Origin of the sequence: Streptococcus jiangnanensis, assembly GCF_040888325.1 — a bacterium.
GTDB lineage: Bacteria > Bacillota > Bacilli > Lactobacillales > Streptococcaceae > Streptococcus > Streptococcus jiangnanensis.
On the sequence record NZ_JBFNFF010000005.1, the window covers coordinates 56,890 to 74,610 of the forward strand.

Annotated in this window: 15 protein-coding genes and 1 tRNA gene; all 16 read left to right on the forward strand. The window is 41.3% G+C overall.

The genetic code is table 11. From position 1 onward, the window contains the following. The first annotated feature begins 30 nt into the window (after positions 1-30). The 16 genes from AB2B49_RS07500 (at position 31) to AB2B49_RS07575 (ending at position 17,692) form a co-directional block, all read left to right on the forward strand. Positions 31-390, forward strand: coding sequence for a YbaN family protein (locus tag AB2B49_RS07500; protein ID WP_001220358.1), 360 nt, complete (start codon positions 31-33; stop codon positions 388-390). A gap of 93 nt (positions 391-483) precedes the next feature. Beyond that, positions 484-1,116 carry a copper homeostasis protein CutC gene (locus AB2B49_RS07505; RefSeq protein WP_000638807.1) on the forward strand — a complete coding sequence of 211 codons (633 nt, stop codon included), beginning with the start codon at positions 484-486 and terminating at the stop codon, positions 1,114-1,116. A gap of 43 nt (positions 1,117-1,159) precedes the next feature. Then, on the forward strand, positions 1,160-1,816 hold the full coding sequence (locus tag AB2B49_RS07510; protein WP_320692040.1) for an MmcQ/YjbR family DNA-binding protein: 657 nt from the start codon (positions 1,160-1,162) through the stop codon (positions 1,814-1,816). 314 nt (positions 1,817-2,130) lie between these two features. Then, the gene (locus AB2B49_RS07515) at positions 2,131-3,693 is read left to right on the forward strand and encodes a 2-isopropylmalate synthase (protein ID WP_084921815.1); all 1,563 of its coding nucleotides are present in this window, start codon (positions 2,131-2,133) and stop codon (positions 3,691-3,693) included. 11 nt (positions 3,694-3,704) lie between these two features. Continuing rightward, positions 3,705-4,742: a 3-isopropylmalate dehydrogenase gene (gene leuB, locus AB2B49_RS07520; RefSeq protein ID WP_000162510.1), complete on the forward strand. Its 1,038-nt coding sequence runs from the start codon at positions 3,705-3,707 to the stop codon at positions 4,740-4,742. Further along, positions 4,739-5,008 carry a DUF1294 domain-containing protein gene (locus AB2B49_RS07525; protein WP_002874634.1) on the forward strand — a complete coding sequence of 90 codons (270 nt, stop codon included), beginning with the start codon at positions 4,739-4,741 and terminating at the stop codon, positions 5,006-5,008. The genes leuB and AB2B49_RS07525 overlap by 4 nt, the downstream gene beginning before the upstream one ends. Before the next feature lie 3 nt (positions 5,009-5,011). Beyond that, positions 5,012-6,394 (forward strand): 3-isopropylmalate dehydratase large subunit, encoded by a 1,383-nt coding sequence (gene leuC / locus AB2B49_RS07530; protein ID WP_000907570.1) that lies wholly within the window; start codon positions 5,012-5,014, stop codon positions 6,392-6,394. Positions 6,395-6,403: 9 nt separating this feature from the next. Beyond that, positions 6,404-6,997: a 3-isopropylmalate dehydratase small subunit gene (gene leuD / locus AB2B49_RS07535; RefSeq protein WP_000410645.1), complete on the forward strand. Its 594-nt coding sequence runs from the start codon at positions 6,404-6,406 to the stop codon at positions 6,995-6,997. A gap of 24 nt (positions 6,998-7,021) precedes the next feature. Then, positions 7,022-7,801 (forward strand): L-threonylcarbamoyladenylate synthase, encoded by a 780-nt coding sequence (locus AB2B49_RS07540; protein ID WP_000160519.1) that lies wholly within the window; start codon positions 7,022-7,024, stop codon positions 7,799-7,801. 163 nt (positions 7,802-7,964) lie between these two features. Next, positions 7,965-9,617, forward strand: coding sequence for an AAA family ATPase (locus tag AB2B49_RS07545; RefSeq protein ID WP_049505890.1), 1,653 nt, complete (start codon positions 7,965-7,967; stop codon positions 9,615-9,617). Next, entirely contained in the window at positions 9,604-10,908 is a 1,305-nt protein-coding gene (locus AB2B49_RS07550) for an McrC family protein (protein ID WP_049505888.1), read from the forward strand. The genes AB2B49_RS07545 and AB2B49_RS07550 overlap by 14 nt, the downstream gene beginning before the upstream one ends. A gap of 170 nt (positions 10,909-11,078) precedes the next feature. Next, entirely contained in the window at positions 11,079-12,065 is a 987-nt protein-coding gene (locus AB2B49_RS07555) for a GMP reductase (RefSeq protein WP_049505886.1), read from the forward strand. Positions 12,066-12,132: 67 nt separating this feature from the next. After that, positions 12,133-12,204 (forward strand) — tRNA-Arg (locus AB2B49_RS07560). 189 nt (positions 12,205-12,393) lie between these two features. Then, positions 12,394-13,092, forward strand: a complete 699-nt coding sequence (gene rnc, locus AB2B49_RS07565) for a ribonuclease III (protein ID WP_049505884.1) — start codon at positions 12,394-12,396, stop codon at positions 13,090-13,092. Continuing rightward, complete coding sequence (smc, locus tag AB2B49_RS07570; protein ID WP_049505882.1) at positions 13,083-16,622, forward strand: chromosome segregation protein SMC; 3,540 nt, start codon at positions 13,083-13,085, stop codon at positions 16,620-16,622. Before rnc ends, smc begins: the two co-directional genes overlap by 10 nt. Before the next feature lie 143 nt (positions 16,623-16,765). Then, positions 16,766-17,692, forward strand: coding sequence for a bifunctional riboflavin kinase/FAD synthetase (locus AB2B49_RS07575; RefSeq protein ID WP_049505881.1), 927 nt, complete (start codon positions 16,766-16,768; stop codon positions 17,690-17,692). Positions 17,693-17,721 lie beyond the last annotated feature (29 nt).

The window sequence follows — 17,721 nt, forward strand, 5'->3', positions numbered from 1 at the left end:
AGAGGAAGAGTAATTTATCTAGGAGAAATCATGCGTATCATTTACCTCAGTATTGGTTTTATTTCTTTAGCCTTGGCTCTTGTTGGAGTTGTCTTACCACTTTTACCAACAACCCCCTTTCTTTTGTTAGCTATTGCTTGTTTTTCTAAATCTTCTAAGCGTTTTGAAGACTGGCTTTATCATACAAAGCTTTATCAGACTTATGTAGCGGACTTTCGGGAAACCAAGTCAATAGCGCGAGAACGAAAGAAAAAAATCATCGTATCTATCTATATCTTGATGGGAATTTCTATTTATTTTGCTCCTCTTTTGCCAGTCAAAATCGGTCTGGGAGCCTTGACTATCTTTATCACCTATTATCTCTTTAAAGTCATTCCTGACAAAGAATAGATAAAAATAGTAGTTATTTGCCTTGATAAAAATGAAAGCATATTTAAAATAATATGATATAATAAATTTAAAGAAAACATCAAGGAGAATCAAATGATTTACGAATTTTGTGCTGAAAATGTGACCTTGCTAGAAAAAGCCATGCAGGCTGGAGCTCGTCGAATCGAACTTTGTGACAATCTAGCAGTGGGAGGAACAACACCTAGCTATGGAGTGACCAAGGCAGCGGTTGAACTGGCAGCTAACTACGACACCACCATCATGACTATGATTCGTCCCCGTGGTGGCGACTTTGTCTATACTGATCTTGAAATAGCGATCATGCTAGAAGACATTCGTTTGACTACTCAGGCTGGAAGTCAAGGGGTTGTATTTGGGGCATTAACTGCTGATAAGAAGTTGGATAAGCCTAATCTTGAGAAGCTGATTACCGCATCTAAAGGAATGGAAATTGTCTTTCACATGGCCTTTGATGAATTAAGTGATGAAGACCAGTTGGAAGCCATTGACTGGCTCAGCCAAGCCGGAGTCACTCGTATCTTAACTCGTGCTGGAGTTTCTGAGGACTCGCTAGACAAACGTTTTGCTCACTATCACAGAATTTTGGAACATGCAAAAGGTAAAATTGAAATCTTACCAGGTGGAGGAATTGACTTGGACAACCGTCAAACCTTTATCGACCAACTTGGTGTGACTCAATTGCATGGAACTAAGGTTGTCTTTTAAAAAATAGAAAGGAACTGCTAGCTTTTGGTAGCAGTTTTCACTTATGTTTGAAATTTTTAAATCCTACCAGTTTAATAAAGAAAAAGCTCATGCCTATGGTTTTGTAGAAATGGGGGAAGTTTGGACCTATAGTTGCCAGATTTTGCAAGGTGACTTTTCCATGACAGTCTCTATCACTCCTGATAATGTGAGTTTTCAGGTTTTTGATCAGGAAACGGGTGACCTCTATCCTCAAGTACATATGGAAAGTATGACAGGAAGCTTTGTTGCAAGTGTCCGTGAGGCTTGTTTGGAGATTCTCTACCAGATTCGGAAGGCTTGCTTTGATGTACAGGATTTTATCTGCCCTCAGACTAAGCGCATCATGGATCAAGTTCAAGAAAAGTATGGTAATCAGTTGGAATATCTATGGGAAAAATCGCCTGATACAGCGGTATTACGTCATGAAGACAGTAAAAAGTGGTATGCTGTTTTAATGAGAATTCCTTGGGATAGGCTAGATAAGGGGAGAGAAGGTCTAGTCGAAGCTATCAACCTCAAACATGACCAAGTAGCTGACTTGCTTTCACAAAAAAGCATTTATCCAGCCTTTCATATGAACAAACGCTACTGGATTAGTCTGGCGCTTGATGATAGTTTGCAAGATGAAGAAGTGATAGAACTCATCGAAAGAAGTTGGAACTTGACTGTGAAAAATTAAAGAAAGTTACTTGAGTTTTCAAATACTTTCAATTAGCAAAATATTCTTTACTGAAGAAATTTTCAGAAAATAATGGATTTTTTCTTGACAAGTGTTTTTAGCTATGCTAAAATACTAAACAAGATATCAAACGAAGGAGAAAGTCAAACATGAAAACAGCTAAGTTTAATCAATTTGCTTTGTTGTTGAGGTACTCGGGCTAGTGCAAAAGCATTAGTCCTGTTTGGCTTACCAAGCGGGAGTAAATCAACATCTCGCTTGGGCTTCTGAGCGAGATGTTTTTTTAAAACCACATTTGGAAAAGGGGAAATCTTATGCGTAAAGTTGAATTTTTTGATACAAGCCTTCGTGATGGGGAACAAACACCTGGTGTTAACTTCTCAATAAAGGAAAAAGTTTCCATTGCAAGACAGCTGGAGAAATGGGGAATTTCTGTAATTGAAGCTGGTTTTCCGGCTGCTAGTCCAGATTCATTTATAGCCGTTCAAGAAATTGCTAAAGTCATGAAAAAAACAGCAGTGACAGGATTAGCTCGTTCTGTAAGATCTGATATTGATGCTTGTTATGAGGCTCTTAAGGATGCCAAGTATCCTCAAATTCATGTCTTTATCGCTACCAGTCCGATTCACCGCAAGTATAAGCTCAATAAAAGCAAGGAAGAGATTTTAGAAGCTATCAAGGAACATGTTTCTTATGCTCGTTCTAAGTTTGAAATCGTCGAATTCTCTCCTGAAGATGCGACTAGAACAGAGTTGGATTTCCTCTTACAAGTCGTTCAAACAGCGGTCGATGCAGGTGCATCTTATATCAATATCCCTGACACAGTTGGCTTTACGACTCCAGAAGAGTTTGCACGTATCTTTGATCACTTGACTGAAAATATTAAATCAGATCATAAAGTTGTCTTTGGTGTCCACTGTCACGATGATCTCGGTATGGCAACTGCAAATACTTTGACAGCAATTAAACACGGTGCTGGACGTGTCCAGGGAACTATTAATGGTATCGGTGAACGCGCAGGTAATGTTGCTCTTGAAGAAGTAGCTGTTGCTTTGAAGATTCGTGAGGATTTCTTCCAAGCAACTAGTGATATTGTTTTGGATGAAACAATGAATACGTCAGAAATGGTTTCTCGCTTCTCGGGTATTCCAGTTCCTAAAAACAAGGCTGTGGTTGGTGGTAATGCCTTCTCTCATGAATCGGGCATTCACCAAGATGGAGTCCTTAAAAATCCTCTTACTTATGAAATCATCACACCTGAATTGGTCGGTGTTAAGAGTAATAGCCTTCCACTTGGTAAATTGTCTGGTCGCCATGCCTTTGTTGAAAAACTAAGAGAATTAGCCCTAGATTTTACAGAAGAGGATATCAAACCACTCTTCGCTAAGTTCAAGGCACTAGCGGACAAGAAACAAGAAATCACGGATGCAGATATTCGAGCTCTGGTAGCTGGAACCATGGTTGAAAATCCAGAAGGCTTCCACTTTGATGATTTACAACTTCAAACCCATGCAGATAATGAGATTGAAGCGCTCGTTAGTCTGGCTAATATGGATGGTGAAAAAGTCGAATTCAATGCGACAGGGCAAGGTTCCGTTGAAGCAATCTTTAACGCTATCGATAAGTTCTTTAACCAATCTGTCCGCTTGGTGTCCTATACCATTGATGCTGTAACAGATGGAATCGATGCCCAAGCTCGGGTTTTGGTCACTGTTGAAAACAGAGATACCGAAACCATCTTTAACGCAGCAGGTCTTGATTTCGATGTATTGAAGGCTTCCGCTATTGCCTATATCAATGCCAATACTTTTGTTCAAAAAGAGAATGCAGGTGAGATGGGGCATAGCGTTTCCTACCGAGACATGCCTAGTGTGTAAAGGAGAAGGCTATGACAAAGAAAATAGTAGCTCTAGCAGGGGATGGAATCGGTCCAGAAATCATGGAAGCTGGTTTAGCGGTTCTGGAAGCTCTAGCTTCAAAAACAGGATTTGACTATGAGATAGACAGACGCCCCTTTGGAGGTGCGGGTATTGATGCTGTGGGGCATCCCTTACCTGATGAAACCCTCAAGGCATGTAGAGAAGCAGATGCTATTCTCCTTGCGGCTATCGGTAGTCCTCAGTATGATGGGGCAGCGATTCGACCTGAACAAGGCTTGCTGGCTCTTCGTAAGGAACTCAATCTTTATGCCAATATTCGCCCTGTAAAAATCTTTGATAGTCTTAAGCATTTGTCACCACTTAAACCAGAACGAATTACTGGTGTAGACTTTGTCGTGGTACGTGAGTTGACAGGTGGGATTTACTTTGGGGATCATATCCTTGAAGAGCGCAAAGCGCGTGATATCAACGACTACAGCTATGAGGAAGTAGAGCGGATCATTCGCAAGGCATTTGAAATTGCAAGAAGTCGCAGAAAAATCGTTACTAGTATCGATAAGCAAAATGTTCTAGCAACATCAAAACTCTGGCGCAGAGTAGCTGAGGAAGTCGCGCAGGATTTCCCAGATGTGACCTTGGAACACCAGTTGGTGGACTCAGCTGCCATGATTATGATTACCAATCCTGCCAAGTTTGATGTCATCGTGACGGAAAATCTTTTCGGAGATATCTTATCTGATGAATCAAGCGTTCTATCAGGCACACTTGGTGTCATGCCATCAGCTAGTCATTCTGAAAAAGGTCCAAGTCTTTATGAACCTATTCATGGTTCGGCACCTGATATTGCAGGTCAAGGAATTGCCAATCCTATCTCTATGATTTTGTCAGTTGCCATGATGCTGAGAGACAGCTTTGGACGTTATGAGGATGCGGAGCGTATCGAGCGTGCTGTTGAAGCTAGTTTAGCGGCTGGCATTTTAACAAGAGATATTGGAGGACAGGCTTCGACCAGGGAAATGACAGAAGCCATCATTGAAAGATTATGAAGATAAATGAAGGAATCATGCTTGCCCTCTTGATTTGGAATTTGCTGATTTTCTTGATTTATGGCATTGACAAATCCAAGGCAAGAAGAGGTGCTTGGCGCGTCCCAGAGAAAATCTTACTCATTTTAGCCCTTACTTGTGGTGGTTTTGGTGCCTGGTTGGCAGGAATCACCTTTCACCACAAGACTAGAAAATGGTATTTTAAAACGGTTTGGTTTCTCGGGATGGTGACCACACTAGTAGCCTTATATTTTATTTGGAGGTAATGGATGGCAGGAAAATCGATTTTTGATAAATTATGGGACCGCCATGTCATCACAGGAGAAGAAGGACAACCCCAACTCATGTATGTGGATCAGCACTATATTCATGAAGTGACCAGTCCCCAAGCTTTTCAAGGATTACGAGATGCGGGGCGCAGATTGAGACGGCCAGACTTGACATTTGGAACCTTTGACCACAATGTACCAACTGTCAATATCTACGATATTCGAGATGTCATTTCTAAAGCACAAATTGATAAGCTTGCTGAAAATGTTGAGGAGTTTGGAATTGAACATGCTGCCCACGGTTCTGAAAAGCAGGGAATCGTTCACATGGTAGGTCCAGAAACAGGACGGACGCAACCAGGAAAATTCATCGTCTGTGGAGATAGCCACACAGCTACTCACGGAGCTTTCGGAGCTATCGCTTTTGGGATTGGAACCAGTGAGGTCGAGCATGTCTTTGCTACCCAGACCCTCTGGCAGGTCAAACCCAAGAAAATGCTGGTAGAATTCACTGGTGTTCCTCAAAAAGGAGTTTATTCTAAGGATTACATTCTCGCCTTAATTGCCAAGTACGGCGTTGCCTGTGGTGTTGGCTATGTGGTGGAATATCGTGGACAAGCAATTGATGCACTGACCATGGAAGAGAGAATGACCATCTGCAATATGTCCATCGAGTTTGGTTCTAAGATGGGAATTATGAATCCAGATCAGACTACCTATGACTATCTCAAGGGACGGGAATGCGTTCCTGAAGCTTTTGAGGAGGCGGTTGCTGACTGGAAGACGCTTGTCAGCGATGATGATGCTGTTTATGATAAGGTTATCCGGATGGATGTCTCAGACTTGGCTCCTATGGTGACTTGGGGAACCAATCCTGCTATGGGCGTCGACTTTGACAGTAGTTTTCCAGAAATTAAGGATATGAATGATGAGCGAGCTTATCATTACATGGACTTGGAGCCTGGTCAAAAGCCAGCGGACATTGAACTAGGCTATATCTTTATCGGGTCTTGTACCAATGCTCGTCTCAGCGATTTACAACTGGCCGCGCGATTTGTCAAAGGGAAGAAAATAGCTCCTAACTTAACTGCTATCGTGGTTCCAGGCTCTCGTCCTGTCAAACGAGCTGCGGAGAAATTGGGCTTGGATAAAGTATTCTTAGACGCTGGCTTTGAGTGGCGAGACCCTGGTTGCTCAATGTGCCTAGGGATGAATCCTGACAAGGTCCCTGATGGGGTCCACTGTGCCTCAACCAGTAACCGCAACTTTGAAGATAGACAGGGATTTGGCGCTAAGACTCATCTCTGCAGTCCAGCCATGGCAGCAGCAGCAGCTATCGCAGGGCGTTTCGTAGATGTTCGACAGATGCCAGAAGCCCAGTAAGGAGAGGATATGGAGAAATTTACAGTTTATACGGGAACGACCGTTCCTCTCATGAATGATAACATCGACACCGACCAAATCCTACCCAAGCAGTTTCTCAAGTTGATTGATAAGAAAGGCTTTGGCAAGTACCTCATGTATGCTTGGCGTTATCTGGACGATAACTACACTGAGGATCCAGACTTTGTTTTTAACCGACCAGAATACCGCAAATCCACTATCCTCATCTCAGGGGATAACTTTGGGGCAGGGTCTTCGAGGGAACACGCAGCTTGGGCTCTAGCTGACTATGGTTTCAAAGTCGTGATTGCAGGATCTTTTGGGGACATTCATTACAATAATGAACTCAATAATGGCATGTTGCCTATTGTTCAGCCTAGGGAGGTTAGAGAAAAGCTAGCCCAACTCAAACCGACCGACCAGGTAACTGTAGACTTGGAACAACAAAAAATCATCTCACCAGTTGGAGAATTCACTTTCGAAATTGATAGTGAATGGAAACACAAGCTTTTAAATGGTTTGGATGATATCGGCATTACTTTGCAGTATGAAGACTTGATTGCTGCCTATGAAAAACAACGACCAGCCTACTGGCAGGATTAGAAAAATAGAAAAGGAAATAGAATTATGACAAAACACATTCAATGGAACGGAACACTTTCACAAGAAGGCTATGAAATCTTAAAAGGTGAGGGCGGATGTATCGTTTGCCCCACAAAAGTTGGTTACATTATCATGACGAGCGATAAGGCAGGTCTTGAACGCAAATTTGAAGCTAAAGAGCGTAACCGTAACAAACCAGGTGTTGTACTTTGTGGTAGCATGGACGAGCTACGCGCTTTAGCACAACTCAACTCAGAAATTGAAGCCTTCTACCAAAAACATTGGGACGAAGACATTCTTCTAGGTTGTATCCTTCCTTGGAAACCAGAAGCCTTTGAGAAACTCAAAGCATACGGTGATGGCCGTGAAGAACTTATGACTGACGTTCGTGGTACTAGCTGTTTTGTCATCAAATTTGGGAAAGCTGGTGAACAACTGGCTGCCAAACTTTGGGAAGAAGGTAAAATGGTCTACGCCTCATCAGCTAACCCATCTGGAAAAGGAAACCGCGGTAAGGTGGAAGGTATCGGAGAACGTATAGAAGGAGCAGTGGACCTTGTCATCGAGGCAGACGACTATGTGGCATCCATCCAACCGGACAAAACAATCGAAACTCGCTACGAGCAAGGTGTGATGGTGTCTATGGTCGATAAGGACGGAAAACTCATCCCAGAACAAGGTGGAGCACGTTCAACCTCACCAGCACCAGTCGTTATCCGCAAAGGGCTTGACATTGATAAAATCATGATGCACCTGTCAGACACCTTTAACTCATGGGACTACCGTCAGGGAGAGTATTACTAAGATAAAAAAAGAAGTCTAGTGTTAAGAGTCATTGAAGCTCCTAACGCTGGGCTTTTTTTAGAAGTTCTTTTCTTTTTTATATAGATATGATATTCTATATATGAAATAGGGTTTTGAAATATTAAATACTAACTAGCCTATAATATGAAAATGGAGCTACAAAATGGAAGAAAAATTAAATTATTGGATGATAGTTGCAGGAGGAGGTGGAAAAGTTTGGTCTTTATTTAAAGAAGAGAGTATAGCTTGTATAGATTTTGATTCTAATTTATCTAATATTTTAGATTACAATAATCCTGAAGAATTGAAGCAAGGAAAGCAGAGAAATTTATTTATTTGGAAGTTTGCGCATGACATAAAAATAAATGATTATATAATAGCTACCTCAGGATTTAACAAAATTTTAGGTATTGGACAATGTGTGAAAACATATTACTTTGATGAAACAAAAACAGAGTTTAAACATTGTATTGGTGTTAATTGGTTGAAAGTAGATGGTGGATGGGAATACCAAGGTAAAAAAGGTACAAGACAAACCATCAACTGGGATAGAAATTCAGAACGTATCAATTTATATAAATCCATTCTAAATGGTACATACAGAAAAAATATAGAGAAAGTTGTTATGAATAAAAATATTAACGATTATTTAGATAAATTAAGAAAATCCAAAAACCTCATCCTCCGTGGTGCACCTGGTACAGGAAAAACTTATCTTGCTAAAGAAATTGCCAAAGAATTAACGGGTGGCAACGAAGACCAAATCGAATTTGTACAGTTTCACCCTTCCTATGATTATACGGATTTTGTAGAGGGGTTGAGACCAATCCTGGTAAATGATGGACAGATTAACTTTGGCTTGCAGGACGGCATTTTTAAGAAGTTTTGTCAGAAGGCTAAAGAAGCTCAAAAAACTGGAGGCCAAGATAATTTTGAGGAAGCGTGGGATCTTTATCTTGAATATGTAAATAGCAGAGATGAAAAAGAATATTTGACAGAATTTTCCTATCTCACAGTAAATAGTAGAAATAATTTTAATATCAATTATGAAACTAAAGCCCAAGGAACTTGCTTAACAAAATCTTATGTTTATGAACTCTATAAAGATGAAAAATATCTGAAACAGCCCTATTATCGTAATCAAGGAAAAAAAGTCCTAGAAACTTTAAAGAAAAGATTTGGTCTGAAAGATTATATTTCTCCAACAGAAATTGACACAGACAAGAAATTCGTTTTCATCATCGATGAAATCAATCGTGGAGAGATTTCAAAGATTTTTGGTGAACTCTTTTTCTCTATTGACCCTGGTTATCGTGGTGAAAAGGGAAGTGTTTCTACCCAATATGCTAATTTACATGAGACTGATGAGAAATTTTATATCCCTGAAAATGTCTATATCATCGGAACTATGAATGATATTGACCGATCAGTGGATACCTTTGATTTTGCTATGCGTCGTCGTTTCCGTTTTGTTGAAGTTACTGCCGAGAGTCAAGTTGGTATGCTTGATGAGGTGCTTGGTGATAAAGCCGAAGAAGCAAAACTTCGTCTAAGAAACTTGAATGCTGCTATCGAAAACGTTCAAGAGCTAAATAGTCATTATCATATCGGACCAAGTTATTTCCTTAAGTTGAAGGATGTGGATTTTGACTATGAGTTACTCTGGTCTGATTACCTCAAACCTCTATTGGAAGATTACTTACGTGGTTCTTATGAGGAGGCCGAAACTCTGGATACGTTGAAAAAAGCATTTGACCTGACAAATAACGAGCAAACAGTTCAGCAAGATACTGGTGATGATAATGCGGATAACTGATAATCATTATAAAATTGCTAGAGAAGATTTTGTCGCAGAATTTCCCAAACTAAGTCAAGCCCTTCTTGATAGAACACTGGATAACCTTTCTATAGAGGACAGTATCTTTATTTTCCCAAATGATTTAAAGAATTCTTCTGACTTAGAAAGGGATCAAAAAATCTTTGAAACGTTCAATCAGGAAATTAAGACTGGGAATGTGATTGGTTTTCTTGGATATGGTCAGGAAAGATTAACGATTGCCTCTCGTTTTTCTGATGAAAGTAATGACCATTTTTTGCATTATCTTTTACAAAAGGTTCTCAATATCAATCTGACTAGTTTGGATGTCGGTTTATCTCCTGAAGATAAACTCTATCAACTCTTGGTTTACCTCTTTCCCAAGTATTTACAAGCTGCTCTCAGAAAAGGTCTTTATAAGGAATACCAGAGATTTTCTTATAACGACAGTCATGTACAGGGAGTGATAGATGTAGGAAATCATCTTAAGAGAAATGTTCCTTTTATGGGAAATGTTGCCTATACAACAAGAGAGTTTACCTATGATAATCCACTCATGCAATTGATTCGGCATACGATTGAGTACATAAAGACTCAAAAAAGTTTTGGAGCACTACTCGATAGTAATCGTGAAAATATAGCTGAAATTATCCGTGCAACTCCAGCTTATAAACTAGCTGATCGTGCCAAGATTATCAGAATGAATAAAACGAAACCCATCCGACACGCCTACTTCAGAGAGTACAGAAAGTTACAGGAACTCTGCTTGATGATTCTGAGTAGAGAAAAGCATGGTCTTGGCCCTCAATCTCAAAGGGTACATGGTATTCTCTTTGATGTTGCCTGGCTTTGGGAAGAGTATGTTCACAGCTTGTTGCCAAAAGGTTTCATTCATCCACGAAATAAAGATAAGACGGATGGAATTTCAGTATTTTCTGTTGGGAAACGAAAGGTATATCCAGATTTTTATGACAGAGAACGAAAGACTGTTTTAGATGCTAAATATAAGAAACTGGAGTTTACTGAAAAAGGAATCAATCGTGAGGACTTGTTCCAGTTGATTTCCTATTCTTATATTATAAAAGCTGAGAAAGCTGGACTTGTTTTTCCGAGCAAGCACAAGGTTGTTGATAATGAGATAGGAAAGCTAGCAGGTTATGGAGCTTTGTTGAAGAAATTGTCTATCCATATTCCTCAGAATGCTTCATCTTATAATGAATTTTGTGAAATGATGGAAAGCTCCGAAGCAATTTTTAAAAGAAATATTGATAAGGAAGTGGGGAGAAACTAATCTCCTCACTTTTTATATTTGAATTATAAAAACCGAACATTATTGTTTTATAATTGAAAATATTTGACAAAAACTGTACTTTGGTTTATAATTAATTAAGGAAACGTCGGAAAAAGACGTAGAGATGCGCAAGCATAGGTAGGTCATTACAAAAGAAACGAGACATCGATATGTTAAATGAATTTCCAATTTTTGATTACGAAGATATTCAGTTGATCCCAAATAAATGTGTCATTAAAAGTCGTGCAGAAGCGGATACAAGTGTCACACTTGGAAATCACACTTTCAAACTACCTGTTGTACCAGCAAATATGCAGACGATTTTGGATGAGAACGTAGCAGAGCAACTGGCTAAAGGCGGTTACTTTTACATTATGCACCGTTTTGATGAAGAGGGGCGCATTCCTTTTATCAAGTGTATGCACGATCAAGGGCTCATTGCTTCCATTTCTGTTGGTGTCAAGGATTACGAGTATGACTTTGTTAGCCAACTCAAGGCTGATGCTCCTGAGTATATCACGATTGATATTGCTCATGGTCATGCGGATAGCGTGATTTCTATGATTCAACACATTAAGAAAGAATTACCAAATACTTTTGTCATTGCTGGCAATGTGGGGACACCAGAAGCTGTTCGTGAATTGGAAAATGCCGGTGCGGATGCTACTAAGGTTGGCATCGGTCCTGGTAAGGTTTGTATCACCAAGGTCAAGACTGGTTTTGGTACAGGTGGCTGGCAATTGGCTGCCCTTCGCTGGTGTGCTAAGGCTGCTCGCAAACCGATCATCGCTGATGGTGGCATTCGTACTCATGGTGATATTGCCAAGTCTATCCGTTTCGGTGCCAGCATGGTCATGATTGGTTCCCTATTTGCAGGACATATCGAAAGCCCAGGAAAGACGATTGAAGTCGATGGCGAACAGTTCAAAGAATACTATGGTTCAGCTTCTCAATATCAAAAAGGAGCCTATAAAAATGTGGAAGGTAAGCGCATCTTACTGCCTGCCAAAGGACACTTGCAAGATACCCTTACTGAGATGGAGCAGGACTTGCAAAGTGCCATTTCCTACGCAGGTGGACGAAAAGTTGCCGATCTCAAACACGTTGATTATGTTATCGTGAAAAACTCTATCTGGAACGGGGATGCATCCCACTAATGGATGGATAGTCTACCCATAAAAAACTTGTTATTAGAGCAAATTTCTGTTATAATAAGACAAGTTTCCACCCTTAGTGTAATGGATATCACGTAAGATTCCGGTTCTTGAGATGGGGGTTCGATTCCCTCAGGGTGGATGTAAATAGCCTATGAAAGCCTTAAATAAGGCTTTTTTCTTTATCTCGCCCCAAGTTTGCTCCTAAAATTGAAAAGTTTGTTCTAAAAAATGCTTAACCCCCCTCTACCTCTAGTCCCGTTTTAAAGTGACTCAGGGGGCTTTTTTTGATATAATAAAAGAGACTGTTATCAGTTAGAAAGAGGTTGGTATGAAAGAATTACAAACTGTACTAAAGAAGCGTTTTGCAATCGAATTTGCAGACAAAAACTTACTGGAAACGGCCTTTACTCATACGAGTTATGCCAATGAGCACCGCCTCTTAAAAATTTCACACAATGAGCGCTTGGAATTTTTAGGAGACGCTGTTCTGCAATTATTGATTTCAGAATATCTGTATAAAAAATATCCTAAGAAACCAGAGGGAGATTTGTCCAAACTCCGTGCTATGATTGTCCGTGAGGAGAGTTTGGCTGGTTTTGCGCGTGATTGCCAGTTTGATCAGTTTATCAAGCTAGGAAAAGGAGAAGAAAAGTCTGGTGGGCGCAATCGTGACACCATTCTTGGAGATGCCTTTGAAGCCTTTTTGGGAGCATTGCTTTTGGACAAGGATGTTGCTAGAGTAAAAGAGTTCATCTATCAGATCATGATTCCCAAGGTTGAAGCAGGTGACTTTGAAATGATTAAGGATTACAAGACACACCTGCAAGAGTTGCTCCAGGTTAATGGCGATGTGGATATTCGCTACCAGGTGACCTCTGAGACGGGGCCTGCCCATGATAAAGTTTTTGATGTAGAAGTTATGGTTGAGGGCAAGAGTATCGGAAAAGGTCAAGGCCGTTCTAAAAAATTGGCAGAACAAGAGGCCGCAAAAAATGCAGTTGAGAAAGGGCTGGATTCATGTATTTAAAGGAAATTGAGATTCAGGGATTCAAGTCCTTTGCTGACAAGACCAAGGTCGTCTTTGACCAAGGTGTGACAGCTGTCGTTGGGCCCAATGGTTCTGGGAAGTCGAATATCACAGAAAGTCTGCGATGGGCCTTGGGTGAGTCTAGTGTCAAGAGTCTTCGTGGTGGTAAGATGCCCGACGTTATCTTTGCTGGGACCGAAAGTCGTAAGCCACTCAATTATGCCTCTGTTATCGTGACCTTGGACAATGAAGATGGTTTTATCAAGGATGCGGGGCAAGTCATTAAGGTAGAGCGTCATATTTACCGTAGTGGAGATAGCGAGTATCGAATTGATGGCAAGAAAGTGCGCTTGCGTGATATTCATGACCTCTTCTTGGATACCGGTTTGGGACGGGATTCCTTCTCCATCATTTCCCAAGGGAAGGTTGAGGAAATTTTTAACTCCAAGCCCGAAGAACGCCGAGCTATTTTTGAAGAAGCTGCTGGAGTTCTAAAATACAAGACTCGTCGAAAAGAAACAGAAAGCAAACTGCAACAAACTCAAGACAATCTCGACCGCTTAGAAGACATTATCTACGAGTTGGACAATCAAATCAAGCCCCTTGCAAAACAAGCCGAGAATGCTCGCAAGTTTCTCGACTTGGATAGTCAACGCAAGGCAATTTACTTGGATGTACTGGTTGCCCAAATCAAGGAAAATAAGGCTGAACTAGAGCTAACAGAAGAAGAGCTAACGCAAGTTCAGGAACTCTTGACTAGCTATTACCAAAAGCGTGAAGAGTTAGAAGAGGAAAATCAAAGTCTTAAAAAGAAACGCCAGGATTTCCAAGCTCAAATGACCAAGGATCAAGGAAGCTTGATGGATTTGACCAGTTTGATCAGTGACTTAGAGCGAAAACTAGCCCTATCCAAACTGGAATCCGAGCAAGTTGCCCTTAATCAACAAGAAGCGCAAGCCCGTTTGACTGCTTTGGAAGATAAGAGAAAGGCTCTAAGTAAGGAAAAGGCTGAAAAAGAAGCGAACTTGGAACAGTTAGAGGAAAGTCTAGCTGAAAATAATAAGGAACTCAATCGCCTAGAAGCGGAGTTGTTGGCTTTTTCAGATGATCCTGACCAGATGATTGAGCTCCTGCGTGAACGTTTTGTGGCCCTTTTACAAGAAGAAGCGGATGTCTCAAACCAGTTGACCCGCATCGAGAATGAGTTGGAGAACAGCCGTCAACTATCTCAAAAACAAGCTGATCAACTTGAGAAATTGAAAGAACAACTGGCTACAGCTAAAGAGAAGGCTAGTCAGCAAAAAGACGAGCTTGAAACTGCCAAGGAGCAGGTTCAGAAATTATTGGCAGACTACCAAGCTAGTGCCAAGGAACAAGAGGAGCAGAAAGTTTCTTACCAAGCCCAGCAGAGCCAACTCTTTGACCGTCTGGACAGTCTCAAAAACAAGCAGGCTAGAGCCCAGAGTTTGGAAAACATCCTAAGAAATCATAGTAATTTTTATGCGGGCGTTAAGAGTGTTCTCCAAGAAAAAGACCGCCTTGGTGGGATCGTTGGTGCAGTCAGTGAACATTTGACCTTTGATGTTCATTATCAAACTGCATTGGAGATTGCACTTGGAGCTAGTAGTCAACATATCATTGTGGAAGATGAACATGCGGCAACCAAGGCAATTGATTTCCTAAAACGTAACAGAGCTGGTCGTGCAACATTTCTTCCACTGACGACTATCAAGGCTCGTACGATTTCTAGTCAGAATCAAGATGCTATCTCTGCAAGTCCAGGATTTCTGGGCATGGCTGATGACTTGGTGTCGTTTGACAAGAGATTAGAAGCCATTTTCAAGAACTTGCTAGCTACGACAGCAATTTTTGATACTGTAGAACATGCGCGTACGGCAGCTCGTCAAGTTCGCTATCAGGTTCGTATGGTGACGCTTGATGGTACCGAATTGCGCACAGGTGGTTCCTACGCGGGGGGGGCCAATCGTCAAAATAACAGTATCTTCATCAAGCCAGAGCTGGAGCAATTACAAAAAGAAATTGCTGAGGAAGAAGCTGACTTGCGGTCAGAAGAAGCGAGTTTGAAGATCTTGCAAGATGAGATGGCTAGATTGACAGAAAGATTAGAAGCTATCAAGTCTCAGGGTGAGCAAGCTCGTATTCAGGAGCAAGGCTTGTACCTTGCTTATCAACAAACCAATCAGCAGGTCGAAGAACTGGAAACTCTTTGGAAACTTCAAGAAGAGGAATTAAATCGCCTTACTGAAGGAGATTGGCAAGCGGATAAGGAAAAATGCCAAGAGCGCCTTGCTACTATCTCCAGTGAAAAGCAAAATCTGGAAGCTGAGATTGAAGAAATTAAGTCTAACAAAAACGCTATTCAAGAACGCTATCAAAACTTGCAGGAACAAGTAGCGCAAGCACGCTTGCTTAAGTCAGAACTGCAAGGACAAAAGCGGTACGAAGTTACTGATATTGAACGCTTAGGCAAGGAACTGGATAATCTGGATATCGAGCAAGAGGAAATTCAGCGCCTTCTCCAGGAAAAGGTTGATAATCTTGAGAAGGTTGATACGGATCTGCTAAGTCAGCAGGCGGAAGAGGCCAAAACTCAGAAAACAAACCTCCAACAAGGTTTGATTCGCAAGCAGTTTGAGTTGGATGATATCGAAGGCCAGCTGGATGATATTGCCAGCCATTTGGATCAAGCTCGTCAGCAGAATGAAGAGTGGATTCGCAAACAAACACGTGCTGAAGCTAAGAAAGAAAAGGTCAGCGAACGCTTGCGCTATCTACAAGCTCAATTAACAGACCAGTACCAGATCAGCTATAATGAGGCTCTAGAAAAAGCGCATGAACTGGAAAATCTCACTCTGGCAGAGCAAGAGGTTAAGGATTTAGAGAAGGCTATTCGCTCACTGGGTCCTGTCAACTTAGATGCTATTGACCAGTACGAAGAAGTTCACAACCGTCTGGACTTCCTCAATAGTCAACGAGATGATATTTTGTCTGCGAAAAACCTGCTCCTTGAGACCATCACAGAGATGAATGATGAGGTTAAGGAGCGCTTCAAATCAACCTTTGAGGCTATTCGTGAGTCCTTTAAAGTAACCTTTAGACAGATGTTTGGCGGTGGTCAGGCAGACTTGATATTGACTGAGGGCGATCTTTTAACAGCTGGTGTGGAGATTTCTGTTCAACCACCAGGTAAGAAAATCCAATCTCTCAACCTCATGAGTGGTGGTGAAAAAGCCCTATCTGCTCTGGCTCTGCTCTTCTCAATCATCCGAGTTAAGACTATTCCTTTCGTCATCTTGGACGAGGTAGAGGCGGCGCTGGACGAAGCCAATGTCAAACGTTTTGGGGATTACCTCAACCGCTTTGACAAGGATAGCCAGTTTATCGTCGTAACCCACCGTAAGGGGACGATGGCGGCAGCGGACTCTATCTATGGAGTTACCATGCAAGAATCAGGTGTATCTAAAATTGTTTCGGTTAAGTTAAAAGATTTAGAAGAAATAGTAGACTAGTTACCAAACGATAGCATCTCTTAGGAGGTGCTATTTTTTTAAACTAAAGTGCTAAATTTTCTCTTACGGTCAGTTCAGGTGCAAAAAACAACATTTGGGATTTCCTCTTAGCGAAAAGACTTTCTCTATGATATAATAGTTTCATGATTACAACAGTACCTATTAAGAACGAAAAAGATATTGCAGTACCAGGGAAAACAGTCCTTGTACTAGGTTATTTTGATGGCATCCACAAGGGACATCAGAAACTTTTTGAAGTGGCCAGTAAGGCTTCTATGAAGGATTATCTGCCAGTTGTCGTGATGACCTTTACAGAATCGCCAAAACTTGCCTTACAACCTTACCAACCTGAACTCATGCTCCATATCGTCAATCACGAAGAACGGGAGCACAAGATGAAATGGCATGGAGTAGAGGCTCTATTCTTACTCGACTTTAGTAGCAAATTTGCCAATCTAACAGGGCAGGAATTCTTTGATACCTATGTTCGAGCTTTAAAACCAGCGATTATCGTAGCGGGATTTGATTACACGTTTGGTTCAGATAAGAAAACCGCGGATGACCTGAAGGATTATTTTGATGGAGAGATCATCATTGTTCCTCCGGTCGAAGACGAAAAGGGCAAGATTAGTTCTACACGGATTCGTCAGGCAATTCTTGATGGAGATGTAAAGGAAGTCAATCATCTGCTCGGCACACCGCTCCCATCTCGTGGGATGGTCGTTCATGGAAATGCTCGTGGGCGTACTATTGGTTATCCAACAGCCAATCTGGTCCTAAGAGACCGAACTTACATGCCAGCAGACGGTGTTTACGTAGTCGATATCGAAGTGCAACGTCAGAGATATCGTGGAATGGCAAGTGTTGGGAAAAATGTTACCTTTGATGGTGAAGAACCACGCTTTGAAGTCAATATTTTCGACTTTTCAGACGATATTTACGGTGAGACAGTCATGGTCTACTGGCTGGACCGTGTTCGCGATATGGTCAAATTTGACTCCGTAGAGGAACTGGTAGACCAACTCCAGAAAGACGAAGGGATTGCTCGAAACTGGAAGGATGGAGAGTAAGAGTTTGCTATCAATTCGAAAGAGACGGT

Bases quoted from the DNA above. Each gene is read 5' to 3' on its own strand.
- AB2B49_RS07500 (WP_001220358.1), top strand. From the start codon at position 31: ATGCGTATCATTTACCTCAGTATTGGTTTTATTTCTTTAGCCTTGGCT.
- AB2B49_RS07505 (WP_000638807.1), top strand. From the start codon at position 484: ATGATTTACGAATTTTGTGCTGAAAATGTGACCTTGCTAGAAAAAGCC.
- AB2B49_RS07510 (WP_320692040.1), top strand. From the start codon at position 1,160: ATGTTTGAAATTTTTAAATCCTACCAGTTTAATAAAGAAAAAGCTCAT.
- AB2B49_RS07515 (WP_084921815.1), top strand. From the start codon at position 2,131: ATGCGTAAAGTTGAATTTTTTGATACAAGCCTTCGTGATGGGGAACAA.
- leuB (WP_000162510.1), top strand. From the start codon at position 3,705: ATGACAAAGAAAATAGTAGCTCTAGCAGGGGATGGAATCGGTCCAGAA.
- AB2B49_RS07525 (WP_002874634.1), top strand. From the start codon at position 4,739: ATGAAGATAAATGAAGGAATCATGCTTGCCCTCTTGATTTGGAATTTG.
- leuC (WP_000907570.1), top strand. From the start codon at position 5,012: ATGGCAGGAAAATCGATTTTTGATAAATTATGGGACCGCCATGTCATC.
- leuD (WP_000410645.1), top strand. From the start codon at position 6,404: ATGGAGAAATTTACAGTTTATACGGGAACGACCGTTCCTCTCATGAAT.
- AB2B49_RS07540 (WP_000160519.1), top strand. From the start codon at position 7,022: ATGACAAAACACATTCAATGGAACGGAACACTTTCACAAGAAGGCTAT.
- AB2B49_RS07545 (WP_049505890.1), top strand. From the start codon at position 7,965: ATGGAAGAAAAATTAAATTATTGGATGATAGTTGCAGGAGGAGGTGGA.
- AB2B49_RS07550 (WP_049505888.1), top strand. From the start codon at position 9,604: ATGCGGATAACTGATAATCATTATAAAATTGCTAGAGAAGATTTTGTC.
- AB2B49_RS07555 (WP_049505886.1), top strand. From the start codon at position 11,079: ATGTTAAATGAATTTCCAATTTTTGATTACGAAGATATTCAGTTGATC.
- rnc (WP_049505884.1), top strand. From the start codon at position 12,394: ATGAAAGAATTACAAACTGTACTAAAGAAGCGTTTTGCAATCGAATTT.
- smc (WP_049505882.1), top strand. From the start codon at position 13,083: ATGTATTTAAAGGAAATTGAGATTCAGGGATTCAAGTCCTTTGCTGAC.
- AB2B49_RS07575 (WP_049505881.1), top strand. From the start codon at position 16,766: ATGATTACAACAGTACCTATTAAGAACGAAAAAGATATTGCAGTACCA.